We start from the raw sequence: 23,117 nt of genomic DNA, 5'->3' as shown, positions 1-23,117 counted from the left end.
TCGCCGGCCAGGGTGAGGCGACGATTCGACCCTAGCGAGTGTCCTGTGCGCCGCAACGCAATCCGGTCCTTAACCTAACCAGTCAAGGTTACTCCTTGTCCGCCTTACTCTTTTTCTTGCCGTTCTCAGTAGAATCCCGGTCTTTTCCGTTGCCGTTCTCCTTGCGGCGGTTGGTGAAGCGCGCATTGCCGAGCCCGGTGCCGATGGTGAGCACGCCCCAGCGATCGACATCCTGCATGAACGGCACCTCGGAGAGGCCCTGAACCACGCCGTCATTGTGCATCAGGATCGCGGTGTCGTGCTCGCCGATCTCGGGGATGCCCTCGATCAGGCTCGCCGGCAGGTTGAACTTGCTGCTCTCCCAATTGCCCGGCAGGTTTTGGGCGCCCTTCTCGATCGAGCCGTCCTCGTTGATCACGCCGGGACAGGCGATGCCGATGAAGGGCGCGAGCTTGAAGCCGTCTTTCTCAGCCTCGGTGATCAGCCCCTTCAGCATCTTGATGAGCCGCTTCACCGCACCCTCGCGGGTCGGCTCGTCATCGGCATGACGCCACAGCTCGGATTTCACGACCTTGGCCTTCGAGAGGTCCTTGGCCTTCTTCCAGCCGGTCTCCACCAGGCCGCAGCGGATGTTGGTGCCGCCGATGTCGACGGCGAGGATGCTGTCATGGGCCTCGAAGATCCAGGACGGCGCCAGATGCAACGCGCCGATCAATCCGGCTTCATCGGGATGGGCGCGGATCGGCACCATGTCGATCTTGAAATCCTCGGCCTTGAGGATGATCCCGGTGCGCGCGATCGCAAGCTCCCCGAGCCGTGAATCGCGGAAGCCGCCGCCGACGACGATGCGCTCGGTCTTGGCCCAGGCCTTGCTCTTGAGGAAGCGACGGGTGACGTAAGCGAGCTCCTGGGCAAAGTCCTCGATGGCGCTATGCACCACGGCCCAGGCCTCGGTGTCATCGCCGATCAGGATGGCGTCCAGCGTCTTCTTGCTGATCTCATCCGATGGCTCCTTGCCGAACGGGTCCTCGCCGGACTTGCGCAGCGGCTTGCGCCAGCGCTCGAGGATGTCGCGAAACGCGCCCTTGCTGGCGCGGTCGCCGAGGAAACCGTCCTCGTCCTTCATCTCGATGTTGAAGCTGTCGATATCCACCGACGGCAGCCGCGCCGCGCCGTGGGCGGCGATGCCCGTCGTCGTCTTGACCAGTTCGTCCGTTGCCATGAAAGCCCTGCCCGATCGCGAAAATCCAGTGGGACAACAAACGGGAACCCGTTTGGTTGCGTTGCCCATGGCACAGTTCTGGCCACGTCCGGGGATACATGGTATATTGTTCACCCTCAGATTGCGGGGGAGGTGGATCGAATGGGAATCGCCTTCGACCTGGCCACCGTCAACTGGTTGGCCCATCTGCTTCAGCCTGGCGGACACATTCCCCGGCGTGCCGCGCCTGATGAGCACGAATCGCTGGAAATGTTCCTAAGCCAATTGCCGGAGCGTTTTGTCTCCTCTCGCGGCAACGAGGACAAGGTGCGCCGGGTCGCTGAGGCGGCACGTGAGCAATTGAGCCGGATTCCCTACGGGCAGGAGATTCCCCTTCAACTCCTCGAGTCGCTGCAGCAACTGCTTTCGCACTATCCCTGGATCAGCATGATCGTGCCATCGATGAAGAATGTGGAGCTGGATCGTTTTCTGGCCTCTCGAGAATTTCTTCACGATCTCGTCCATGAGGTGAAGTGGCAAGACGACGGCCTGATCATGCAGCCCCGGGATCTCGACGATCACCCGCAAGCGCTGCTGGACGTCTTCCCCCCATTTCAGACTGCGTTGAACGCAATGACGCGGTGGCCCGGGCTGCTGTTCTGGAGACCCAACAAGGATTCCGTGTTTCTGCCCTTTGCAGGCAAGACGCCGGCTGCTGTCCGCGAATGCGCGGGATGGGCGTTGTCCAACCTCAAGATTTCCAGGTTTCGCGGATTAAAGACATTCGAGGCCGAATATTTCAGGAGATTTCCAGAGGCCAGAGCTACTGCAGCATCAACCACGACGCTGCTGCATATCAGCGACCTTCACATCGGAAGCACCGAGGCAGCGACGAGCTTGCCCCGCCTGCAACAACTGTTGCGGAATCAAATCCACGAGATACCGAATGGGCAAAAGGTCGTTTTGGTCATCAGCGGCGATCTGATCGACGATCCCAAAGACGAGTACTACAATTCGGCGCGACAGTTCCTCGACACAGCGCAAAACCTCACGGAGGAACCACCGATCCTCGTTTTGGGCAACCACGACGTCCGAACAGATGGCTATCTGAGCGAAAACCTGAGAAACGCGATCAAGCTCCCGACAAATCGCGTGCGATGGTTCGATGATCGGCCTCTTGGTCTAGTCTGCTTCAATTCAGTGGCCGGCGGCCGTCTGGCCGCGGGCAAGATTGGGCCGGAGCAATTTGCCGACGTTGGCAACGAAATCGACCACAAGCGCGATTGGCGGGATCACACGCTGGTTGGCGTACTCCATCATCATCCGCTCCCGGTCGATAATCCCGCCTGGTATGCAAGGCCGTTCTACGAGCGGATACTGGGACGATTTTTCGAGAAGACCGACCAGCTTGAGGACGCCACCGATTTCGTGGACTTCGTCCGCCAGCGTCGATTTGCCGCCGTGCTTCACGGGCACAAGCATATCCCTCGCGTTGCGTCGATACCGGGACCACCTCCGATCGCGGTTTTGGGATGCGGAAGTTCCGTCGGAAAGGTCCCGACCAATGATGGGAGGATCTTCCTGTCCATCAACCGCATCGACGTCAATCACCAGACCGGGTCCTTGTCGTGCCGGCTGATGGCCGAGCGCACCCTGGGGGCGGGCATGAGCCAATGGGACCGATGGGAGAGCCACGAGATCCTCCATGCGCAGGCCCTGTAACCTCCTGGATTGCGGGTGAATTGCCCTAAACTCTTCGGTTTTCGGCGCTTTTCCTTGACTCTCCGCGTCCGGCGGCTATAAGTCCCGCAACCGGCGCGGGGCGTTTCTCGCGCTGTTTGTTTTTGCGTGGGTTTTCAAAGGGATAACTCCCGCCCGCACAAAACGCGCATAAACCCATAGCGACTGACAAAAAGCCGGCCCGGACGATTCTCGTCGCGAGGCCGGGATTTGAACACGGAGAAAAAACGATGTTCGCAGTCATCAAAACCGGCGGCAAGCAATACCGCGTCGTGCCGGATGATGTTCTCGAAGTAGGCAAGATCGAAGGCGAAGTCGGCTCGATCATACAGCTGAATGAAGTGCTGGTGCTCGGCGGTGACACGCCGGTCCTGGGCGTCCCGACGGTCGCAGGCGCGTCCGTTGCGGTCGAGGTGCTCGACCACAAGCGCGGGCCGAAGGTCATCGCGTTCAAGAAGCGCCGCCGCAAGAATTCGCGCCGCAAGCGCGGCTATCGCGACGAGATCACGGTCCTCCGTATCTCCGAGATCCTGACAGACGGCGCCAAGCCCACCAAGGGCCCGCGTCCGAAGCGGGAGAAGGTCGCCAAGGAAGCGACCACCGAAGAAGCCGCCGCATAATTTGATCACGCGCAATCACGAATTGATGCGTGAGAAATTGTGAAATGATTCCGTCAAGGAATTGATCTAGAAATACGCAGGATTTTGGAGACGAGCCATGGCTCACAAAAAAGCAGGCGGATCATCGCGCAACGGTCGCGATTCGAAGGGCAAGCGCCTCGGCATCAAGGCGTTCGGCGGCGAAGTCGTGATTCCCGGCAACATCATTGCGCGTCAGCGCGGCACCACCTGGCATCCCGGCCTTAATGTCGGCATGGGCACGGACCACACTCTGTTCGCCAAGATCGAGGGTCGCGTCACGTTCCAAGCCAAAGCCAACGGCCGCACATTCGTATCGGTACTCCCGATCGCCGAGGCGGCTGAATAGACGGTGGACCAAATTTGGAGTCCGCCGGGTCCTTGACCGAACCGGCGGAGTCCACAAGACGGCTCCAGGGGAGGCAGGGAAACCGGCCTCCCCTTTCGTTTGACTTGCTCACTTTTCACTTAGTGACTTTGACGGAGCCGGACATGTTGCAGGATTTCTCGAGCGTGACCTTGCGGGAGGCGAGACCGAGCGTCGTCGCCACCGAGCGGCTGACGTTGCGGCGCCCGACTCTCGCCGACGTCAGGACCATCGCCCACCTCGCCAACGACCGCCGTGTCGCGGAAAACACCCGTCGCCTTCCACACCCCTATTCGCAGGACGACGCCGTCGAATTCGTCCGCGCCACCGCCGCGCTCGGCAGCGAGACCGTGTTCCTGATCGAGCACGACACCGGGCCGGTCGGCATGGTCGGCATCGACCGCTCCACGCCCGACAATGCCGAGCTCGGCTACTGGCTCGGCGTCGAGCATTGGGGCCAGGGCTTTGCCACCGAGGCCGCGCGCGGCGCGATCGATTTCTTCTTCGAGGAGTTCGAGGACGATCATCTCTATGCGGGTGCGCGCGTCACCAATCCGGCCTCGCGCAACGTGCTGGAGAAGTGCGGCTTCCAGTGGAGCGGCGTCCAGCTGCATCGCTTCCTCGCGCTGGGCTCGTCCACGCCGGTCGATTGCTTCCGCCTGTCACGCGGCGTGTGGTCGTCGCTGAAGAACTGGAGCAGTGCGCGACGGATGCGGTAGGGCGCGCGGCCACATACACTGCTGTCGTCCCGCGGCGCGACAAAGTCGCGAGCCCGGGACCCATAACCCCAGGGAGAAGTGTGGGACAAAGCTCCCACTCCCAGTTATCGCAAAACGACGTCCTGTGGGTATGGGTCCCGGGCTCGCGCTTCGCGCGCCCCGGGACGACGGTGTGGCTGCAGCTACGCTGGCGGATTCACCTCGTTGCTCGGGCGGCCGAGATCGCGTTCGCGCAAGTAGATGTAGAACCCAGCGCCGATGATGATGGCGGCGCCGATGATGGTGGCAATCGACGGCACGTCGCCGAACACGACGAAGCCGAAGATCACGGCCCAGACGATCATCGAATATTGATATGGCACCACGACGCTCGCCGGTGCCAGCTTGAGCGAGCGGTTGACGCAGAGCAGCGCCGTCACCGAGACGCACCCCGCCAGCGCGAAGATCGCGAGGCTGCCCGGTGTCGGCGGCACCCAGTGGAATGCCGACAGCACGGCACCCAGCGAGAACGTGCCGATGAATTGCGACGACGCCATCACGATATCGGGCGTCTTGCGCAGGCTGCGCGTGATCAGCATCAGGGTCGCAAACGACAGACTGCCGCCGAGCGCGATCAGCGCCGGCAGGCTGACCGTCTGGGCCGACGGCCGCAACGCGATCAGCACGCCGCAGAAGCCGATCAGGATCGCCGTCCAGCGCCGCCAGCCGACCTTCTCGCCCAGAAAGATCGCCGACATCGCGGTGACGAAGATGGGGCCCGCGAGATAATAGGTGATGACGTCGGCGAGCGGCAGATAGACCGTCGCGAGGAAGAAAGCGGCCACTTCCAGCGTCGACAGCACGACGCGAAACAGCTGCAGGCGCGGCCGCTCCAGATGCAGGAACTGGTGGCGCTGCCGCCAGACCAGCGGCGACAGCAGCAGCAGCGCGGCGCAGGCGCGCAGGAACAAGAGCTGCCCCACTGAATAGGTCCCGACGAGGAACTTGCCCATGGCGTCGCCGAACGAGAACATGAAGATCGACAGCACCATCAGCGCAATGCCGGCAAGGCGTGCGGAGCGGTCGTCATAGGCGGAGAGATTCTTGAAGAAGGGCATTGGCGCCGTTTTAATCACGTGGGCGCGCCGGACAAGCCCGCATCTGCTGATTGAACGGATTGTCGCACTATTCGCGGCGCGATAGCGATAGACGCCTCCCGAACCAGAGAGAATGGACATGACCGAATTCGACCCGACGCGGCATCGCATGATCCCCGCGCAACGCTGGTTTGAGGATTTCGTGGTCGGCGAGCGCTTCGTGCTGCCGAGCCGCACCCAGACCTCGGCGGTGTTCGCCGCCTTCCAGACCGCGAGCGGCGACACCCATCCCGTGCATTACGACGTGGAATATTGCCGCAGCCGCGGCATGCCGCATCTGCTCGCCCACGGCTTCCAGACCTTGATCCACACGGCGCCCGGCGCGGGCCTGTTTCCGTTCATGGTCGAGGACTCCCTGGTCGGCTTCCTCGAGCAATCGAGCCGGTTCCTCAAACCGGTGTTCGCCGACGACACCATCTATCCCGCGCTCGAGGTCACGGAGCTGGTGCCAGGTCGCACGACCGGCGCGGTGACGCTCAAAAGCACCGTATTCAACCAGCGCAAGGAGCTGGTGCTGGAGGGGATGCAGAAATTCCTGATCCGGAGACGGCCTGCGGGTTAAGCACGGGGCCAAATTCGCAGGATTTCGGCCGATTCAGGGATAAGTCCGGGTTGCCGCGCGGGACCGCCTGCCCTACCTATGGCCCATGAAATTCCTCGACGAAGCAAAGGTCTATATCCGCTCCGGTGACGGCGGGAACGGCTGCGTGGCGTTCCGCCGCGAGAAGTTCATCGAATTCGGCGGTCCTTCCGGCGGCAATGGCGGCCGCGGCGGCAACGTGGTCCTCGAGGTCGCCGACGGCCTCAACACGCTGATCGACTACCGCTACCAGCAGCATTTCAAGGCCCAGAAGGGCGAGAACGGCTCGGGCTCGGACCGTCATGGCGCAAACGGCAAGGCGATCGTGCTGAAGGTCCCCGTGGGCACGCAGATCTTCGACGAGGACCGCGAGACCCTGATCCACGACTTCACTGATGTCGGCGAGAAGTTCGTGCTGGCCGAGGGCGGCAATGGCGGCTTCGGCAACGCGCATTTCAAGTCCTCGACCAACCGCGCACCACGCAACGCCAATCCCGGCCAGCCCGGCGAGGAGCGCTGGATCTGGCTGCGACTGAAACTGATCGCGGATGCCGGACTGGTCGGCCTGCCCAATGCCGGCAAATCGACCTTCCTTTCCAAGGTCAGCGCGGCGAAGCCGAAGATCGCCGACTATCCCTTCACCACGCTGCATCCGCAACTCGGCGTCGTGAATTCCGACGGCCGCGAATTCGTGCTGGCGGACATTCCCGGTCTGATCGAAGGCGCGCATGAAGGCGCCGGCCTCGGCGACCGCTTCCTCGGCCATGTCGAGCGCTGCCGCGTGCTGCTGCATCTCGTCGATGCGACCTGCGAGCATGCCGGCAAGGCCTACAAGACGGTTCGCAACGAGCTCAATGCCTATGGCGGCCTGCTCACCGACAAGATCGAGATCGTCGCGCTGAACAAGATCGACGCGGTCGAGCCGGACGAGTTGAAGAAGCAGAAGGACCGGCTGAAACGCGCCGCCAAGAAGACACCGCTGCTGCTCTCCGGCATCACCGGCGACGGCGTGAAGGAAGCGTTGCGCGCGCTTGTCGAAGTGATCGGCGAGGCCCCGGTATCGGCCAAGGCGAAGAGCGCGGCCGAAGCGGAGCCGTGGTCGGCGTAATCCGACGCGCTCAAGCGGCCCGCTTGTCTTCGCTGGCGCGATAGCGCAGCATTAAAAGATCAAGAAACGGCAGGGGCGAAGCATGGCGCGCGCGAAGAACGTTCTCTGGATCATGTGCGACCAGCTTCGCTACGACTATCTCGGCTGCACCGGCCATCCCACGCTGAAAACGCCCAACATCGACGCCATGGCCAAGCGTGGCGTGCTCTTCAGCAAGGCGTATGTGCAGTCGCCGATCTGCGGCCCGTCGCGGATGTCGTTCTACACCGGGCGCTACATGCGCTCGCACGGCTCGCACTGGAACGGCTGGCCGCTGCGCGTCGGCGAGCCCACGCTCGGCGACCACCTCAAAAAGATCGGCGTGCGCAACGTGCTGGTCGGCAAGACCCACATGGCGCCCGATCTCGAGGGCATGAAGGCGCTTGGCATTCCGCCGGAATCGATGATCGGCGTGCACGTCGCCGAATGCGGGTTCGAGCCTTATGAGCGTGACGACGGCCTGCATCCGACGGGACGGCCGCGCCCGAAATACGATGAGTACCTGCGCAGCCAGGGATTCGAGGCGCCCAATCCCTGGGAGCATTGGGCGAATTCAGGCGCAGCGGACGACGGCTCCCTGCAGAACGGCTGGCTGCTGGTGCATGCCGACAAGGCCGCGCGCGTGCCGGACGAGCATTCCGAAACGCCCTACATGACGCGGCGCGCGATGGACTTCATCAGCGAGGCCGAGACCGACGGCAGGCCGTGGTGCCTGCACCTGTCCTACATCAAGCCGCACTGGCCCTATATCGCGCCCGAGCCCTATGCGAGCATGTATTCGACCGATGACATGATCCCGGCGATCCGCTCCGAGCGCGAACGCCAGAATCCGCATCCGGTGTTCGGCGCCTACATGGACATGCGCTACTCCCGCAACATGGCGCGCGACGAGGCTCGCGAGAAGGTGATCCCGACCTATATGGGCCTGATCACCCAGATCGACGACCAGATGGGCGTGCTGATGAAGTTTTTGGAGGCGCGCGGCCTGCTGGACACCACCATGATCGTGTTCACGTCCGATCATGGCGACTATCTCGGCGATCACTGGATGGGCGAGAAGGATCTGTTCCACGAACAGTCGGCGAAGATTCCGTTGATCATCATCGATCCGTCGAAGGAAGCCGACGCCATGCGTGGCACCCGCAGCGACGCGCTCGTGGAAGGCATCGATCTCGCGCCGACCTTCGTCGATTATTTCGGCGGCAAGGTGCCGGGCCACATCCTCGAAGGGCGCTCGCTGCTGCCGCTGCTGCGCGGCGAGAGGCCGTCCGACTGGCGCACGGTCGCGTTCTCCGAATACGACTACGCCATGCAGGATGTGCGGCTGAAGCTGAACCAGCCGATCGAGCGCTGCCGCCTGTTCATGGTGTTCGACGGCCGCTGGAAATACATCCACGCCTCCGGCTTCCGTCCGATGCTGTACGATCTCGAAGCCGATCCGGACGAGTTTCTGGATCGCGGCGACGATCCGGAGTGTGCCGGCATCATCGCTCGCCTTCAGGCCGAGCTGTTCGACTGGGCGCTGCATCCCAACGACCACATCACCACGCCGCGCGAGAAGATCGCGAACTATGCCGACAACCAGCTCCAGGTGAAGGGCGGGATCCTGATCGGTGTCTGGGACGAAGCCGAGCTCGCGTCGATCAAGGACGGGATCGCGCAACGCGCGAAGCTCTAAAACCCCTCATGGTGAGGAGGCGCGACAGCGCCGTCTCGAACCATGCAGGCCCCGCTGCTACAGCCGGGCCTTTCATCCTTCGAGATGCCGCTCCGCGGCTCCTCAGGATGAGGGGATAGAGTAGCGCGCGGCGTTCAATTCTCGATCTTGTACCCCGTCGCCTTCACGATCGGCTGCCAGAACGCCGTGTTCGCGGCGAGCTCCTTGGTCAGCCCATCCGCATTGCTGCCGACCGGGATCAGCCCGATCGCGGTGAGCTTCTCATTCACCTCGGGCCTGGCGAGCGCAGCGCTTGCGGCTGCGCCGAGCTTGCTGGCGAAGTCCGGCGGGCTGCCGGCGGGGAGCCACATGCCGTACCAGGCGTCCGCGACGAGATCGATGCCGCTCTCCTTCAGTGTCGGCACCTCGGGTGCGAAGGGCGAACGCTCCGCGCTCGCGACCGCGATGATCTTCACGCCCTTGGCGCGGTGCTGCGGCAGCGCATCGGCCAATGTCACGATGCCGAACGACAGATGGCCGCCGATGAGATCGTTGAGGATAGGCGCGCTCCCGCGATAGGGCACGCGGGTCAAGGGAATGCCGAGATCCTTCTCGAGCTTGGAGCCCATGAAATGCGGAATGGTGCCGTTGCTCGGCACCCCGAACGACGTCTTGTCCGGATGCGCCTTCAGCCACGCCACGAATGACTTGAAATCGGCAGCGTCAATCGCCGGGCCGATCACGACTGCGAATTCGAACCGCGCCAACAGCGACACCGGCATGAAATCCTTCGCCGTGTCGAAGCTCGGCGTCGTCTCCACCATCGGCAGCAGGTACATGGTCGGCCCGGTCGTCACCAGCACCATGCTGCCGTCGGCACTCGCGCCCTTCACCGCCTTGATACCGATCTGGCCGTCGCCGCCGGTACGGTTCTCGACGACGATGGTCCGTTGCAGCGCCGGCGCCATCTCCTGCGCGATCAGCCGGCACAGCGTGTCGCCGCCCGCTCCCGCCGCGAACGGGAAGATCATCTTTGTCAGCCCGGCCTGCGCTTGCGATCCGCCCGCCTGCGCCAACAGCGGCAACCCGAGACATCCGGCGATGAAGTTGCGGCGATCCATCGGTTTCCTCTTTGAGCCCATTATGGTTGGCGACAATTAGAGCCAGGCGAGCGTCCCGGACAAGCGCCGTTTACCATTTCGGCCGCCTTGCGCCGGCCATCGTCCTGCTGCAAAAGCAGGCCTTAACCGGCGCCGCCTGTCGCTCCGCCGTTTCCGATGCAGAGCAGTCCGTCACACGCGCCAACACATACACACATGCCCAGCCCCGAACTCAGTCAATTCCGCCGCATCGTCGTCAAGGTCGGCTCCGCCCTGCTGGTCGATTCCGACAAGGGCGAGGTGCGCGCCTCCTGGCTCGCCGCGCTCGCCGACGACATGGCCAAGCTGCATCGCGAGGGCCGCGACGTGCTCGTCGTCTCCTCCGGGTCGATCGCGCTCGGCCGCAGCCGGCTGAAATTGCCGCGTGGCCCGCTGAAGTTGGAGGAGAGCCAGGCGGCCGCCGCCGTCGGCCAGATCGCGCTAGCGCGGATCTGGTCAGAGGTGCTCGGCGCCCACGGCATCGGCGCGGGGCAGATCCTGGTCACGCTCCAGGACACCGAGGAGCGCCGCCGCTATCTCAATGCGCGCTCCACCATCGGCAAGCTGCTGGAATGGCGCGCGATCCCCGTCATCAACGAGAATGACACGGTCGCCACCAACGAGATCCGCTACGGCGACAATGATCGCCTCGCCGCGCGCGTCGCCACCATGGCGAGCGCCGATTTGCTGGTGCTGCTGTCCGACATCGACGGGCTCTACGATGCCCCGCCGAAGAACAATCCGAACGCAAAACTCATTCCCGTGGTCGACAGCATCTCCTCGGAGATCGAGGCCGTGGCAGGCGACGCCGAGTCCGAGCTGTCGCGCGGCGGCATGCGCACCAAGGTCGAGGCAGCCAAGATCGCGACCACAGGCGGCACGCATATGCTGATCGCCTCGGGCAAGATCGAGCATCCCCTGCAGGCGATCGCCGACGGCGGCCGCTGCACCTGGTTCCTGACGCCGGCCAACCCCATCACCTCGCGCAAGCGGTGGATTGCGGGCACGCTGGAGCCGAAAGGCACGCTGACCATCGATGCCGGCGCCGTGACGGCGCTGCGTGCCGGCGCCAGCCTGCTGCCGGCCGGCGTGATCAAGGTGGAAGGCCAGTTCGCCCGCGGCGATGCGGTGATCGTGCGCGGTCCTGATACCAGCGAGGTCGGCCGCGGCCTGATCGCCTACGATGCCGAGGTCGCCGAACGGATCAAGGGCCGCTCCTCCCCGGACGTGATGGCCATCCTCGGCATCAGCGGGAGGTCCGAGATGATCCACCGCGACGATCTGGTGGTGGGTGGGTAAGGACGAGCAAGTCCGCCAACTATTGCATGTCGTCAGAGCCGATATCCTGGCGGCCGTGCATCACGCGGACGATCTCGACTCCATCGGGCAGCGGGACATAGAAGATCACGTAATTGCCAACGGGGAAGCTGCGCAGGCTGTCGCGCAATTCTCGCCGTTCGCGGCCAGCCAAGGGATTTTCCACGAGCATCTCGAAAATCTCGCCGATGCGCGCGATCTGCTTGTCGGCCGCCCGAACGCTGTCCGACGCGATGAAATCCCAGATCGAATCTAGATCTTGGTCGGCTTGTGGGGCCTTGCGGAATCTATTCGCCACGTTTGCGCGCGGCCAGTCGCTGCCGTCCCCGCGCCTTGATGTCGTTCATCCATTCCTGGACATCGACCTCTTCCATTGGTCCGCTGTCAAACCCCTTCTGGATTTCCTCCCGCAGCGCCTCCAGCTTGACCCTGCGCCGCTCTTCACGCTCCTCGACTAGGCGAAGGCCTTCGCGCATGACCTCGCTCGCGGTGGCATAGCGGCCGCTCTCGACCAGATCGTCGATCAGGTCCTCGAAATGCTTTCCAATGCTGTAGCTGCTCGCCATGGAACGGCTCCGTTATCAAGTAATGATATTTATTGATATTTGAGCGTCTCGCAAGGATCCGTCCGGCCTCGGGGGCAACCAGGCCATTGGCCGACCGGGCGGCGCGAACCGGGCCCCAGCCATACCCTCCCGACCCTTCGCAGACGCGGGATTTCCGTGCTAGGACACTGCCTTAGCAGAAGGTTGAACTCTCCATGGCCGCCCCCCTCAAAGCCGTCGACGGCAATGCCGATCTCCAGGCGCTGATGTCCGATCTCGCCGCCCGTGCCCGCGCTGCCGCGCGCGTGCTGGCGCTGGCGCCGCCGGAGCAGAAGAACCGGGCGCTCGAGGCCATGGAGCGGGCGATCCGCGCGAACTCTGCCGCGATCCTTGCCGCCAATGCCGAGGACGTCGCGGATGCCCGGGCCTCGGGCACCATGATCGCCTCCTTCATCGACCGCCTGACACTGACACCTGCGCGCGTCGAGTCGATGGCCGAGGGCATCGGTATCGTGCGCGGCATCGCCGATCCGATCGGCATCGTCACCGAGAGCTGGCAGCGGCCGAACGGCATGACCATCGAGCGCGTGCGCGTTCCGCTCGGCGTCGTCGGCGTGATCTTCGAGAGCCGGCCGAACGTTGCGGCGGATGCCGGCGTGCTGTGCCTGAAATCCGGCAATGCCGTGATCCTGCGCGGCGGCTCCGACAGTTTTCGTTCGTGCCGCGCGATCCATGAATGTCTCGTCCAGGGCCTGCGTGACGCCGGGCTCCCCGAAGCGGCGATCACGCTGGTGCCGACGCGCGACCGCGCGGCGGTCGGCATGATGCTGTCAGGGCTGGACGGCGCCATCGACGTGATCGTTCCGCGCGGAGGCAAGAGCCTCGTCGCGCGCGTCGAGCAGGAGGCCCGCGTGCCCGTGTTCGCGCATCTCGAAGGCGTCAACCACGTCTATATCGATGCCAGCGCCGACCTCGCCATGGCGAAGTCGATCGTGCTCAACGCCAAGATGCGCCGCACCGGCGTCTGCGGCGCGGCCGAGACGCTGCTGGTCGATCGCGCCGCCGCCGCCAAAAACCTGAAGCCGCTGGTCGAGATGCTGATCGAGGCCGGCTGCGAAGTGCGCGGCGACGACGCCGTGCAGAAGACCGATGCGCGCGTCAAGGCTGCCAGCGAAGACGATTGGGACACTGAATATCTTGACGCGATCATCGCGGCGAAGGTGGTGGACGGTGTCGACGGCGCGATCGCGCATATCCAGAACCACGGCTCGCATCACACCGACGCGATCGTGAGCGCGGATGAGGCTGCTGCGAGGAAATTCCTGAGCGAGGTCGATTCCGCGATCGTGCTGCACAATGCCTCAACGCAGTTCGCCGATGGCGGCGAGTTCGGTTTCGGCGCCGAGATCGGCATCGCCACCGGCCGATTCCACGCCCGTGGTCCGGTTGGCGCCGAGCAGCTCACGAGCTTCAAATATCGCGTCCACGGCACAGGTCAGACGCGGCCGTAAGTCATGTCGCGAGGCGTGGGGCATTGAGTAACAATTTCGTCGCGCCACGTTTCTTCGCGCAGGCCATTCCGCCCTACACCGAAGGCATGCGCGTCGGCCTGCTCGGCGGCTCGTTCAATCCGCCGCACGAGGCCCATCGCGCCATCAGCCAGTTCACGCTGAAACGCCTCCGACTCGACCGCGTGTGGTGGCTGGTGACGCCGGGCAATCCACTGAAGGAGAACGGCACGCTGCATGAGCTCGGCGCGCGCATGCAGGCCGCGCGCGACGTCGCCGACGATCCCAGGATCGAGGTGAGCTGTCTCGAATCCGTCATTCGTACCCGCTATACTATCGACACGATCAACACCTTGCGCCGCCGCCTCAGCGGCCTGCGCTTTGTCTGGATCATGGGCGCCGACAATCTCGCTCAATTCCATCGTTGGCAGCACTGGCGGCGCATCGCCGACCAGGTGCCGATTGCGGTCATCGATCGCCCGCCGCAGAGTTTTCGCGCCCTCGCCTCGCCCGCTGCCCAGGCCCTTGCACGCTACCGCGTGCCCGAGACGGACGCGGCATTGCTTCCGGATCGGCCGGCGCCGGCCTGGGTCTTTCTGACGGGGTTGAAACTGAACCTGTCCTCGACCGGCTTGCGGAACCCGGACGGGAGCTGGAAAGGTCCGAAGTGAGACGGAGTGTGTGGACGTTGTGGGGATTTCGGACTCTCTGGCATATTGAAACCCTTAACCCCACATGATGTAGTGTAACCAGTGAGCGTCGGATTCGGCGTTCGCGATACAGTGAAAGGAATGGTCCCTGACCACATCTGTATTGTCCAAGTCTGTTTTACCCAAGGTAGCGAAACCGGCGCGTAAAACATCGACCAAAGCTGCGGCCTTGAAGGCGCAACCCGACGCCGACAAGACGCTGAGCCTGATCCTCTCCCGCCTCGACGACATGAAGGCGGAAGAGACGGTCACCATCGACCTTCGCGGCAAATCGGCGTACTCCGACTACATGATCGTTACCACCGGCCGGGTGAACCGGCATGTCGGCGCGATCGCGGACAACGTCGCAAAAGGCCTCAAGGAAAACGGCATCAGGAACATCCACGTCGAGGGCTTGCCCAATTGCGACTGGGTGCTGATCGATTCCGGCGATGTGATCGTGCACGTGTTCAGACCCGAGGTCCGCGAGTTCTACAATCTCGAGAGATTGTACACCCAGGGCCCTGGGGCGGCGAAGGCGATCTAGGCTCATCGAGCCGATTTCGAATCGGCTGACGCGCATGCTAGCGTCGTGCGCGCGCATATTGCGCGCGGTCTTGAAACACGACCTGAAGATATCATGCGCGTTGCTGTCATTGCGGTGGGCCGGCTGAAGCAGGGCCCCGAACGGGAGCTTGCCGACCGCTATTTCGAGCGGTTCGACGAAGCCGGCCGCAAGCTCGGATTCCGCGAGCTCAGCATCCACGAAATCCCCGAAAGCCGCGCGCGCGACACCGCGACTCGGATGGCCGAAGAGGCCGCGGCGATCGGTGCTCATATCCCGGAAAAATCGATCCTGGTGGCGATGGACGAGCGCGGCCAGAATCTCGACTCCACCGTATTCGCACGGCACCTCGGGCGCTGGCGCGACGAGGGTGCCGGACATACTATCTTCGTGATCGGAGGGGCGGACGGACTTTCGCCCGAATTGCGCCGTAAGGCCAAGCTCGCGATCGCGTTCGGCTCTGCGACCTGGCCGCACCAAATGGTCCGCGTCATGCTTCTGGAACAGCTTTATCGGGCCGCCACCATTCTGGCCGGCCACCCCTATCACCGCGCGTGATGCGCGCACAACGAGCACCTTTGCGTAAAGCGATGCGAGCGCCGATCCTCAACCTGCTGCTGATCGCCGGCGTCACGGGCGCAAGCCTCGCGCAAGCTCAGACGCAAGGTCAGACAATTGCGCCCGCGCCACAGACGGCGGCTGTCTCGCCCGATGCAATCAAGCAGCGCGAGCAGGAGCTCGAGGCCGCCCGCGCGAGGCAGAAGAGCGCCGAGGAAGCGCAGGCCAAGCTCAAGGCCGAGATCACCTCGCTCGGCCAGGACCGCACCCAGCTCAATCAGCAGCTGATCGATACCGCAGCCAATGTGCGGACCGTCGAGACCAAGATCGACGAAGCCGAAGCGCGGCTGCGCTCGCTCAACGGCCGCGAGCAGCAGATGCGCACCTCGCTGGAGTCGCGCCGCGCCGACATCGTCGAGGTGCTGGCGGCCCTGCAGCGCGCCGGCCGGCGCACGCCGCCGGCGCTGTTGGTGCGGCCAGAAGATGCGCTGCAATCACTGCGCACCGCCATGCTGCTCGGCGCCGTGGTGCCGGAATTGCGCGGCCGCGCCGAGAAGCTCGCGGGCGACCTCGGCGAGCTCGTGGCCTTGCGCAAGAACATCGCCGCCGAACGCGACCAGCTTGCCATCGACCGCGACAAGGTCCGCAACGACCAGACCCGGCTTACCGCCCTGGTCGACGAGCGGCAGCGCCAGCAGGCGTCGCGTGAAAAGGATCTCGACGCCGAGAACTCGCGCGCCATCGCGCTCTCCAGGCAGGTCGGCGATCTCCAGGGGCTGATCACCAAGATGGAGCAGGATCTGCAGAGCGCCGCCAAGGCCGCCGAGAAGGCGGCCGAGGCCGCCAAGCAGGCCGAGGCCAAGGCGGCCGCCAGTGCCAAGCCCGGTCCGGGCACTTTCAAGGACCGGTCCCGGACCACCCCGGCGATCGCCTTCGCCGCGGCCAAGGGGCTCCTGCCACTGCCGGTTAACGGTAACAAGATCAGGGATTTTGGCGGTTCCGATGGGGTCGGCGGTGTCCAGAAGGGCATTTCGCTGGCAACCAGGCCCGGCTCCCAGGTCACGACGCCGTGTGATGGCTGGGTTGTCTATTCCGGCCCGTTCCGCAGCTATGGACAACTCTTGATCCTCAACGCCGGGGGCGGGTATCATGTCCTGATCGCCGGGATGGAGCGCATTTCGGTTAACATCGGTCAGTTTGTGCTCACGGGGGAACCGGTCGCGACCATGGGGTCGACCTCTCAAGTCGCCTCCATTCTCGCCACGAACGCGAGTCAACCTGTGCTGTATGTCGAGTTCCGTAAGGACGGCACTCCAATCGATCCAGGCCCATGGTGGGCCGCAAATGAAGGCGAGAAGGTTCGCGGATGATGCGCAAGACTTCAGTTATCCTCCTCAGCGCGGCCACCGGTGCTGCGCTGACGCTGTTCGTGACCCAGCCGCGCGCGGTCTTCATGGGCTCCAGCGCGCGAGCCGCAACTGCAGACACCTATCGCCAGCTCAATCTGTTCGGCGATGTGTTCGAGCGCGTGCGCTCGGACTATGTCGAGAAGCCCGATGACACGAAGCTGATCGAATCCGCCATCAGCGGCATGCTCACCGGCCTCGATCCGCATTCGAGCTACATGGACGCCAAGAGCTTCCGCGACATGCAGGTGCAGACCCGCGGTGAGTTCGGCGGCCTCGGCATCGAAGTCACGATGGAGGACGGCCTGATCAAGGTGGTCTCGCCGATCGACGACACCCCCGCTTCGCGCGCCGGCGTCATGGCCAACGACATCATCACCAATCTCGACGACGAAGCCGTGCAGGGCCTGACCCTGAACCAGGCGGTCGAGAAGATGCGCGGTCCGGTCAACACCAAGATCAAGCTCAAGATCATCCGCAAGGGCCAGGACAATCCGATCGACGTCACCCTGGTGCGCGACAACATTCGCGTCCGCTCGGTGCGCGCGCGCATCGAGGCCGACGACATCGCCTATATCCGCATCACCACCTTCAACGAGCAGACCACCGAAGGCCTGAAGCGCGAGGTCGCCAACCTCTCGAATCAGATCGGCGACAAGCTCAAGGGCTACATCATCGACCTCCGCAACAACCCGGGCGGCCTGCTCGAGGAAGCGGTCACCGTCTCCGACTCGTTCCTGGAGAAGGGCGAGATCGTCTCGACCCGTGGCCGCAATGCCGAGGAGACCCAGCGCCGCACCGCGCATGCGGGCGACCTCACCAAGGGCAAGCCTGTCATCGTGCTGGTCAATGGCGGTTCCGCTTCGGCATCGGAAATCGTCGCCGGCGCGCTGCAGGACCACAAGCGCGCGACCATCGTCGGCACGCGCTCGTTCGGCAAGGGCTCGGTGCAGACGATCATTCCGCTCGGCTCTGGCAACGGCGCGCTGCGCCTGACCACGGCGCGCTACTACACGCCGTCGGGCAAGTCGATCCAGGCCAAGGGCATCGTGCCCGACATCGAAGTGCTCCAGGACGTGCCGGACGAGCTGAAGTCGCGCACCGACACCAAGGGCGAGGCTTCGCTGCGCGGCCATCTCAAGAACGACGGCGACGAGAAGACCGGCTCGCAGTCCTACGTCCCGCCGGACGCCAAGGACGACAAGGCGCTCAAGCTCGCGGACGATCTGCTCCACGGCATCAAGAACAGCGCCTCCGCGGCGCCGACGCCGGGCGACAACAAGGCCACGACCGACAAGCCCAAAGCGGCGAACTAAGTCGGCGCGTCATCTCATCTCTCGAAAAGGGCGGCTCCGGGAGCCGCCCTTTTTGCTTGGGGCTCCTGCTACCCCCGGCCTATCCCGGCCTGCCGCCGCTTGACCTCGGCGTGGTATCGTCGGCGGGAGTGATTCGGGATCTCGCATGACTGAAACGGCCGATGATCTGAGCGCCCCGCTCGGACAGGACAAGCCGCGCCGGAAACGGCGGCTGCGGCTGCCGTTCACAGCCATGCAGGCCCTCGCGGTCATGCTCGGCCTGTTCCTGGTCGCCTTCGCCGGCTTCGCCGTCTTCAACAAGGATCCGCTCGGCGGCGAGCCGATGACGCGAATTGCGATCCGCGAGCCCAGGGCCACCGACGAGAAGCCGGCCGCCGCGAGCCCTGGCCAGGAGAGCAAGCCGGAGAGCAAGCACGAGGCCAAGGAGGCGCCGAAGCAGGCGGGCGAGCAGAAGACCGTCACCATGATCGACGGTTCCACCGGCACGCGCCACGACGTGGTGATCGGTGGCGGCGATGCCGCCGACAAAGGCGACGCGGCGGCCGCCTCCGCCCCACCGCCCGTCATGACCGGGATCGACCCAAAACTGCTGGAAAAATCGCGCTACGGCATGATCCCCGTGACGGCCGAGGGCGCGAAGCCGTTCAACGTCTACGCGGCGGATGCCGACCGCGCCAAGGCGGCGAAGATGCCCGTGGTCGCGATCCTGATCGGCGGCCTCGGCGTCGGCGCGGCCAAGACCACCGACGCGATCATGCGGCTGCCGCCGGCGGTGACGCTGGCCTTCACGCCCTATGGTGCCGACCCCGGCAAGCTCGCCGAGCGGGCCCGCGCCCAGCGCCACGAGATCTTCCTCCAGATCCCGATGGAGCCCTACGACTTCCCGGACAACGACCCGGGCCCGCAGACGCTGCTGACCTCGCTCACCACCGACCAGAACATGGACCGCCTGTACTGGCACCTGAGCCGGATGCAGGGCTATGCCGGCCTCACCAATTTCATGGGCGCCCGCTTCGTGGCGACCGACGCCGCGATGCAGCCGATCATCCGCGAGGCGGCCAAGCGCGGCCTCGGCTTCTTCGACGACGGCTCCTCGCCGCGCAGCATCGCGCCCCAGGCCGCGGGCAGCCAGGCGATGCCGTTCGGCAAGGGCGATATCGCGATCGACGTGGTGCCGACCCCGGCAGAGATCGACCGCGCCCTGAACAAGCTCGAATCAATGGCGCGCGAGCGCGGCGTCGCAATCGGCACCGCCTCCGCCCTGCCGGTCTCGATCGAGCGCATCAGCAGCTGGACCAAGACATTGAGCGACCGTGGTATCCTTTTGGTGCCGTTGACAACCGCGATGCTGAAATCAAAATCTAGCTAAATCAACGGATTGGTACGTTACGGGCCCTCGGGACCGGCATACCCACCAAAAGCACGCGAGAGGTCTGGCGGAATGGCACGTTACGAGGATCTGCCCTACCGTACCTGCGTCGGTGTGATGCTGATCAACATGAAGGGTCTGGTGTTCATCGGCCGCCGCGCCGGTGGCATCGAGCATGTCGACGACGCCCATGTCTGGCAGATGCCGCAGGGCGGCGTCGATCCCGGTGAGGACACCTGGGATGCCGCCAAGCGTGAGCTCTATGAGGAGACCAGCGTGCGCTCGGTCGAGCGGCTCGGCGAGGTCCCGGACTGGCTCGTCTACGACATCCCGCGCACGGTTGCCGGGCGCGCCTGGAAGGGCCGCTATCGCGGCCAGCGCCAGAAATGGTTCGCGGTCCGGTTCACCGGCAAGGACAGCGAGATCAATGTCGAGAAACCCGGCGGCGGCCACAAGGCCGAGTTCGTGAGCTGGCGCTGGGAGCCGATGAAGAACCTGACCGGTTTGATCATCCCGTTCAAGCGCCCGGTCTATGAGCGCGTGGTGAAGGAATTTTCCGCGCTGGCGGATGAATAAATCAAATCGTCATCCCGGGTTCGGTGCTAATGCATCGCCGGAATGACGATGAAAGACGCGCGCGTGACCAATCAAAAACCCTACCGTCCCAACGTGGGGATCGCCCTCTTCAATGCCGATGGCCGCGTGCTGATCGGCCACCGCTTCAAGGGCGACGGCCCCGAGATCATCCTGCCGGGCCTCGACTGGCAGATGCCGCAAGGTGGTGTCGATGAGGGCGAGAACCTGCGCGATGCGGCGCTGCGCGAACTTTGGGAAGAGACCAGCGTCAAGAGTGCGGACTATCTCGGCGAGACAGACTGGCTGACTTACGAGTTCCCGCCCTATGACGGGCCGCAGACGCACCGGCTGGCGAAGTTCCGCGGGCAGCGCCAGAAATGGTTCGCGCTGCGCTTCACCGGTCGCGATGACGAGATCGATCCGCTGACGCCGCGCAACGAACAGCCCGCGGAGTTCGACGCCTGGCGCTGGGAGCGGCTCGACCGCGTCACCGAGTTCGTGGTGCCGTTCCGTCGCGACGTCTACCGCGCGGTCGCGCAGCAGTTTGCGCCCTTCGCAAACTAAAACCGCGAAAACAACCCCATGCACAGTAGCCGGCGATTGCAGGCGCGGTGGGCGGTGGTCGTTGCGAAGTTTTTGAAGCGTCGGAGAGAATCGGCCGCACGGCGCAATCGTCGTGCCGGCCTATGTCCAGCAAGCTCTAATTGGTCGGTCCGACCGTGAACGGGCCGATCGCGATGACGTGGCAATCGCTGTCGCGCTTGGCGCAGTCGGCGAGCGCGGAATTGACGGCGGTCTGCTCGTCCGCGGCCTTCAGGCCGAGGCCCGGCCGGCCCGCGGTCCCGACCGCGACTGCGTTCCAGCCCATGCCATCGGCGAGCTTGCGCACGACCTCGGCGCGCGCGTCGGCGGCGATCGAGGCGTTGGAAGCGGCATGGAAGAAGCCGGTGATCCTAAGCAGGGTCGGGATCGGCACGACGAAATTGTCGTCGACCGCGACGATCAGACAGGCCATGCCGGCGATGGCGCCGCACGATTCCAGCGAACGCCGCGCCGAATCGTCGACGGATGACGCGCCCAGCACCATGAAATATTGACCGCCCGGCCCGAGCGCGATCGCGCGGGATTTCGCCGCCGGCACGAACATGTTCTCGAGCCGGACTTTTGCCGGATCGCGCACCATAGGAAAATCTTTCGGCACGAAGGCCCGCTCGGTCATGGCGTCGTGGCGCACCCAGGGCTGCGGCGGCATCGGCGGCTTGCCGTGCGTGTAGACGACGTCGTTGCCGACCGCATAGAGCTCGCAGCGCCGCGGCGATTGCGCGGCATCGGCGCGCTTCTGGCATTGCTCGAGCGCCATGTTGCGCGCGGCTTCCTCGGTCGGCTGGTTCAACGCCGCGCCTGTGAAGCCGCCGATATTGAGCGCGAAGGCCTTGTAGTCGCCGGAGGCGGAATAGTCGCCGGCCAGATAGTTGCGGATGCGCTCGTTGATGAAGGGCACGCTGTCGACGGCAAGCTTGCCTGACAGCGGCGCGGCGGATGGCGAGGGCGCAGGCATCGGCGCCATCGCAGCGCCGGCTGGGCTCATCGGAGCCATCGGCGCCTTTGCCATCTGGGTCGGCATCGGGCTCGGCGCCACGGCATCTGCCGGCGCTGCGCTCGGCGTCGCGGCCGGCGCGGCCGCGGCGGTGACCGCCTGCTTGAGCTTGGTGTTGTAGAGGAAGCCGGTGACAAGGATGGCGACGACCGAGACGACGGCGACCACCAGCGGCCACATCCACACCGGTGCCGCGGCCAGCTTGGAGGCGGGCTTCTTCACTTTCGGCGTGGCGTAAGTGCCGTCCTCGCGCCGCATCGCCACCATGTAGGCGTGCACCGGCGTCGGGATGTTCTTGACCTCCTGCGCGCCGATGTCGGCGAACTGCACCGACAGCTTGTTGGCGACCTGCTCGTGCACGGCGCGGGAGACGCAGATGCCGCCGACCTCGGCGAGGCCTTCGAGCCGGGCGGCGATATTGACGCCGTCACCGAGCAGATCGCCGTTGCGCTCGACCACGTCACCGATGGTGATGCCGATGCGGAACGACATCTGCCGGCTCGGCGGATAGGCCATGTTGCGGGTTCGCAGGGATTCCTGGATGTCGATCGCGCAGCGCACCGCATCGACCGCGCTCGGAAATTCCGCGAGCACGGCGTCGCCCGCCGTGTTGAAGATGCGTCCGTTGGCTTTCGCGATGAAGTCGTCGATGACCTCGCGATAGGAGGCGAGACGCCGCAGCGTCTCCTCTTCGTCTTCCGCGACCAGTCTTGAGTAACCGGCAATATCGGCTGCGAAAATCGCTGCGATCTTGCGTTTCATCTGCTGCCAGCCCCGAAACAAATTCGCGGGCGCAGAATGCCGCTATCGGCGGCGCGGTGCAACAAAGTTTCAGCGCCCGCCACTTCCGTGACGAGCGCTGAACCTGTTCAGGAATTTGTAGCTTGAGCCCCGGAGCAGTGCACCGGGGCTTAGTGCATAGCCGTGCTGTTGAGCTGCTGCTGGATGCTCTTGAAGTGGTCGAGCCGCTCGATGGCCTGATCGAGCTCGCCGCCTTCGTGCTCCTTCAGGCCGTCTTCCATCTCGGAGATGGTCGCGGCGAACTGGGCACGGTCGAGTTCGTCGAGCGACGTCGCGACGTCGGCGAGCACGGTGAGGCCCTTCTCGGAGACTTCGGCGATACCGCCGAGCACGATGATCTTCACGTGCCTGCCGCCCGTGGTCACGGTGAGGATGCCGGGCCGGATCGCAGCCACGACCGGCGCATGTCCCGCCAGCACGCCGAAGTCACCCTCGACGCCGGGGATATCGACCTGATCGACCTGACCCGAGAATGCGAGCTTTTCCGGCGAGACGAGATCGAAGTGGATGGTGGCCATTGGAAACCTGCGAATGGTGAGTAGCGAA

The 23,117-nt window shown here is 64.5% G+C and carries 24 protein-coding genes; 17 read left to right on the top strand and 7 right to left on the bottom strand.

The genetic code is table 11. The features are described from left to right. Positions 1-88: 88 nt before the first annotated feature. On the bottom strand, positions 89-1,222 hold the full coding sequence (locus AB7G19_RS02275) for an ROK family protein (RefSeq protein WP_135215815.1): 1,134 nt from the start codon (positions 1,220-1,222) through the stop codon (positions 89-91). A gap of 141 nt (positions 1,223-1,363) precedes the next feature. Between AB7G19_RS02275 and AB7G19_RS02270 the strand changes: the two genes are divergently transcribed. The 4 genes from AB7G19_RS02270 to AB7G19_RS02255 all read left to right on the top strand — a co-directional run bounded on the left by AB7G19_RS02270 (position 1,364) and on the right by AB7G19_RS02255 (position 4,665). Beyond that, positions 1,364-2,923 carry a metallophosphoesterase family protein gene (locus tag AB7G19_RS02270; protein WP_354079799.1) on the top strand — a complete coding sequence of 520 codons (1,560 nt, stop codon included), beginning with the start codon at positions 1,364-1,366 and terminating at the stop codon, positions 2,921-2,923. Between the two features lie 248 nt (positions 2,924-3,171). Continuing rightward, positions 3,172-3,561, top strand: coding sequence for a 50S ribosomal protein L21 (gene rplU, locus AB7G19_RS02265; protein WP_063980440.1), 390 nt, complete (start codon positions 3,172-3,174; stop codon positions 3,559-3,561). 97 nt (positions 3,562-3,658) lie between these two features. Further along, entirely contained in the window at positions 3,659-3,928 is a 270-nt protein-coding gene (gene rpmA / locus AB7G19_RS02260; protein ID WP_011083253.1) for a 50S ribosomal protein L27, read from the top strand. Positions 3,929-4,071: 143 nt separating this feature from the next. Beyond that, the gene (locus AB7G19_RS02255; protein WP_028149983.1) at positions 4,072-4,665 is read left to right on the top strand and encodes a GNAT family N-acetyltransferase; all 594 of its coding nucleotides are present in this window, start codon (positions 4,072-4,074) and stop codon (positions 4,663-4,665) included. A gap of 182 nt (positions 4,666-4,847) precedes the next feature. On the opposite strand, the gene AB7G19_RS02250 is transcribed toward AB7G19_RS02255, so the two are convergent. Continuing rightward, a complete protein-coding gene (locus tag AB7G19_RS02250) occupies positions 4,848-5,762 on the bottom strand; it encodes a DMT family transporter (RefSeq protein ID WP_441267676.1) in 915 nt (304 codons plus the stop codon). Between the two features lie 118 nt (positions 5,763-5,880). Here AB7G19_RS02250 and AB7G19_RS02245 point away from each other — a divergent pair, with 118 nt between their 5' ends. The 3 genes from AB7G19_RS02245 to AB7G19_RS02235 all read left to right on the top strand — a co-directional run bounded on the left by AB7G19_RS02245 (position 5,881) and on the right by AB7G19_RS02235 (position 9,206). After that, entirely contained in the window at positions 5,881-6,363 is a 483-nt protein-coding gene (locus AB7G19_RS02245) for a MaoC family dehydratase (protein ID WP_085399717.1), read from the top strand. Positions 6,364-6,448: 85 nt separating this feature from the next. After that, the gene (gene obgE, locus AB7G19_RS02240) at positions 6,449-7,489 is read left to right on the top strand and encodes a GTPase ObgE (RefSeq protein ID WP_085399699.1); all 1,041 of its coding nucleotides are present in this window, start codon (positions 6,449-6,451) and stop codon (positions 7,487-7,489) included. Between the two features lie 82 nt (positions 7,490-7,571). Then, a complete protein-coding gene (locus AB7G19_RS02235; RefSeq protein ID WP_354079804.1) occupies positions 7,572-9,206 on the top strand; it encodes an alkaline phosphatase family protein in 1,635 nt (544 codons plus the stop codon). 134 nt (positions 9,207-9,340) lie between these two features. On the opposite strand, the gene AB7G19_RS02230 is transcribed toward AB7G19_RS02235, so the two are convergent. After that, positions 9,341-10,306 carry a Bug family tripartite tricarboxylate transporter substrate binding protein gene (locus tag AB7G19_RS02230; protein WP_085399700.1) on the bottom strand — a complete coding sequence of 322 codons (966 nt, stop codon included), beginning with the start codon at positions 10,304-10,306 and terminating at the stop codon, positions 9,341-9,343. Positions 10,307-10,501: 195 nt separating this feature from the next. Between AB7G19_RS02230 and proB the strand changes: the two genes are divergently transcribed. Further along, positions 10,502-11,623: a glutamate 5-kinase gene (gene proB, locus AB7G19_RS02225; protein WP_085399701.1), complete on the top strand. Its 1,122-nt coding sequence runs from the start codon at positions 10,502-10,504 to the stop codon at positions 11,621-11,623. 19 nt (positions 11,624-11,642) lie between these two features. On the opposite strand, the gene AB7G19_RS02220 is transcribed toward proB, so the two are convergent. Then, a complete protein-coding gene (locus AB7G19_RS02220; RefSeq protein WP_063980434.1) occupies positions 11,643-11,939 on the bottom strand; it encodes a type II toxin-antitoxin system RelE/ParE family toxin in 297 nt (98 codons plus the stop codon). Next, on the bottom strand, positions 11,929-12,207 hold the full coding sequence (locus AB7G19_RS02215; protein WP_063980433.1) for a type II toxin-antitoxin system ParD family antitoxin: 279 nt from the start codon (positions 12,205-12,207) through the stop codon (positions 11,929-11,931). Before AB7G19_RS02215 ends, AB7G19_RS02220 begins: the two co-directional genes overlap by 11 nt. Positions 12,208-12,401: 194 nt before the next feature. Between AB7G19_RS02215 and AB7G19_RS02210 the strand changes: the two genes are divergently transcribed. The 9 genes from AB7G19_RS02210 (at position 12,402) to AB7G19_RS02170 (ending at position 20,737) form a co-directional block, all read left to right on the top strand. After that, a complete protein-coding gene (locus AB7G19_RS02210) occupies positions 12,402-13,697 on the top strand; it encodes a glutamate-5-semialdehyde dehydrogenase (protein WP_085399702.1) in 1,296 nt (431 codons plus the stop codon). 23 nt (positions 13,698-13,720) lie between these two features. Then, entirely contained in the window at positions 13,721-14,365 is a 645-nt protein-coding gene (locus AB7G19_RS02205) for a nicotinate-nucleotide adenylyltransferase (protein ID WP_085399703.1), read from the top strand. A gap of 208 nt (positions 14,366-14,573) precedes the next feature. After that, the gene (rsfS, locus tag AB7G19_RS02200) at positions 14,574-14,930 is read left to right on the top strand and encodes a ribosome silencing factor (protein ID WP_014490594.1); all 357 of its coding nucleotides are present in this window, start codon (positions 14,574-14,576) and stop codon (positions 14,928-14,930) included. A 93-nt stretch (positions 14,931-15,023) separates the two neighbouring features. After that, positions 15,024-15,506: a 23S rRNA (pseudouridine(1915)-N(3))-methyltransferase RlmH gene (rlmH, locus tag AB7G19_RS02195; RefSeq protein ID WP_135215820.1), complete on the top strand. Its 483-nt coding sequence runs from the start codon at positions 15,024-15,026 to the stop codon at positions 15,504-15,506. A gap of 32 nt (positions 15,507-15,538) precedes the next feature. Continuing rightward, positions 15,539-16,876 carry a murein hydrolase activator EnvC family protein gene (locus AB7G19_RS02190; protein ID WP_085399705.1) on the top strand — a complete coding sequence of 446 codons (1,338 nt, stop codon included), beginning with the start codon at positions 15,539-15,541 and terminating at the stop codon, positions 16,874-16,876. After that, on the top strand, positions 16,873-18,228 hold the full coding sequence (locus AB7G19_RS02185; RefSeq protein ID WP_014490597.1) for a S41 family peptidase: 1,356 nt from the start codon (positions 16,873-16,875) through the stop codon (positions 18,226-18,228). The genes AB7G19_RS02190 and AB7G19_RS02185 overlap by 4 nt, the downstream gene beginning before the upstream one ends. 145 nt (positions 18,229-18,373) lie before the next feature. After that, positions 18,374-19,597 (top strand): divergent polysaccharide deacetylase family protein, encoded by a 1,224-nt coding sequence (locus tag AB7G19_RS02180; RefSeq protein ID WP_085399706.1) that lies wholly within the window; start codon positions 18,374-18,376, stop codon positions 19,595-19,597. Between the two features lie 72 nt (positions 19,598-19,669). Further along, positions 19,670-20,173, top strand: a complete 504-nt coding sequence (locus AB7G19_RS02175) for an RNA pyrophosphohydrolase (RefSeq protein WP_063980427.1) — start codon at positions 19,670-19,672, stop codon at positions 20,171-20,173. 63 nt (positions 20,174-20,236) lie between these two features. Continuing rightward, the gene (locus AB7G19_RS02170; RefSeq protein ID WP_063985996.1) at positions 20,237-20,737 is read left to right on the top strand and encodes an RNA pyrophosphohydrolase; all 501 of its coding nucleotides are present in this window, start codon (positions 20,237-20,239) and stop codon (positions 20,735-20,737) included. A 136-nt stretch (positions 20,738-20,873) separates the two neighbouring features. Here AB7G19_RS02170 and AB7G19_RS02165 read toward each other — a convergent pair whose 3' ends face one another. Together AB7G19_RS02165 and AB7G19_RS02160 are read right to left on the bottom strand one after the other, a co-directional pair. Next, entirely contained in the window at positions 20,874-22,532 is a 1,659-nt protein-coding gene (locus AB7G19_RS02165) for an adenylate/guanylate cyclase domain-containing protein (protein WP_085399707.1), read from the bottom strand. A 149-nt stretch (positions 22,533-22,681) separates the two neighbouring features. Continuing rightward, the gene (locus AB7G19_RS02160; protein ID WP_071908637.1) at positions 22,682-23,089 is read right to left on the bottom strand and encodes a F0F1 ATP synthase subunit epsilon; all 408 of its coding nucleotides are present in this window, start codon (positions 23,087-23,089) and stop codon (positions 22,682-22,684) included. Between the last annotated feature and the right edge of the window lie 28 nt (positions 23,090-23,117).

It is taken from the genome of Bradyrhizobium sp. 215_C5_N1_1, assembly GCF_052075935.1.
Classification (GTDB): domain Bacteria; phylum Pseudomonadota; class Alphaproteobacteria; order Rhizobiales; family Xanthobacteraceae; genus Bradyrhizobium; species Bradyrhizobium barranii.
Note: the sequence above shows the minus strand (reverse complement) of the source record. Positions and strands in the feature narration are given on the sequence as shown.

What these genes read in the sequence shown, in the direction of transcription:
- AB7G19_RS02275 (WP_135215815.1), bottom strand. Translation starts at nt 1,222, where the DNA reads ATGGCAACGGACGAACTGGTCAAGACGACGACGGGCATCGCCGCCCAC.
- AB7G19_RS02270 (WP_354079799.1), top strand. Translation starts at nt 1,364, where the DNA reads ATGGGAATCGCCTTCGACCTGGCCACCGTCAACTGGTTGGCCCATCTG.
- rplU (WP_063980440.1), top strand. Translation starts at nt 3,172, where the DNA reads ATGTTCGCAGTCATCAAAACCGGCGGCAAGCAATACCGCGTCGTGCCG.
- rpmA (WP_011083253.1), top strand. Translation starts at nt 3,659, where the DNA reads ATGGCTCACAAAAAAGCAGGCGGATCATCGCGCAACGGTCGCGATTCG.
- AB7G19_RS02255 (WP_028149983.1), top strand. Translation starts at nt 4,072, where the DNA reads ATGTTGCAGGATTTCTCGAGCGTGACCTTGCGGGAGGCGAGACCGAGC.
- AB7G19_RS02250 (WP_441267676.1), bottom strand. Translation starts at nt 5,762, where the DNA reads ATGCCCTTCTTCAAGAATCTCTCCGCCTATGACGACCGCTCCGCACGC.
- AB7G19_RS02245 (WP_085399717.1), top strand. Translation starts at nt 5,881, where the DNA reads ATGACCGAATTCGACCCGACGCGGCATCGCATGATCCCCGCGCAACGC.
- obgE (WP_085399699.1), top strand. Translation starts at nt 6,449, where the DNA reads ATGAAATTCCTCGACGAAGCAAAGGTCTATATCCGCTCCGGTGACGGC.
- AB7G19_RS02235 (WP_354079804.1), top strand. Translation starts at nt 7,572, where the DNA reads ATGGCGCGCGCGAAGAACGTTCTCTGGATCATGTGCGACCAGCTTCGC.
- AB7G19_RS02230 (WP_085399700.1), bottom strand. Translation starts at nt 10,306, where the DNA reads ATGGATCGCCGCAACTTCATCGCCGGATGTCTCGGGTTGCCGCTGTTG.
- proB (WP_085399701.1), top strand. Translation starts at nt 10,502, where the DNA reads ATGCCCAGCCCCGAACTCAGTCAATTCCGCCGCATCGTCGTCAAGGTC.
- AB7G19_RS02215 (WP_063980433.1), bottom strand. Translation starts at nt 12,207, where the DNA reads ATGGCGAGCAGCTACAGCATTGGAAAGCATTTCGAGGACCTGATCGAC.
- AB7G19_RS02210 (WP_085399702.1), top strand. Translation starts at nt 12,402, where the DNA reads ATGGCCGCCCCCCTCAAAGCCGTCGACGGCAATGCCGATCTCCAGGCG.
- rlmH (WP_135215820.1), top strand. Translation starts at nt 15,024, where the DNA reads ATGCGCGTTGCTGTCATTGCGGTGGGCCGGCTGAAGCAGGGCCCCGAA.
- AB7G19_RS02190 (WP_085399705.1), top strand. Translation starts at nt 15,539, where the DNA reads ATGCGAGCGCCGATCCTCAACCTGCTGCTGATCGCCGGCGTCACGGGC.
- AB7G19_RS02185 (WP_014490597.1), top strand. Translation starts at nt 16,873, where the DNA reads ATGATGCGCAAGACTTCAGTTATCCTCCTCAGCGCGGCCACCGGTGCT.
- AB7G19_RS02180 (WP_085399706.1), top strand. Translation starts at nt 18,374, where the DNA reads ATGACTGAAACGGCCGATGATCTGAGCGCCCCGCTCGGACAGGACAAG.
- AB7G19_RS02175 (WP_063980427.1), top strand. Translation starts at nt 19,670, where the DNA reads ATGGCACGTTACGAGGATCTGCCCTACCGTACCTGCGTCGGTGTGATG.
- AB7G19_RS02165 (WP_085399707.1), bottom strand. Translation starts at nt 22,532, where the DNA reads ATGAAACGCAAGATCGCAGCGATTTTCGCAGCCGATATTGCCGGTTAC.
- AB7G19_RS02160 (WP_071908637.1), bottom strand. Translation starts at nt 23,089, where the DNA reads ATGGCCACCATCCACTTCGATCTCGTCTCGCCGGAAAAGCTCGCATTC.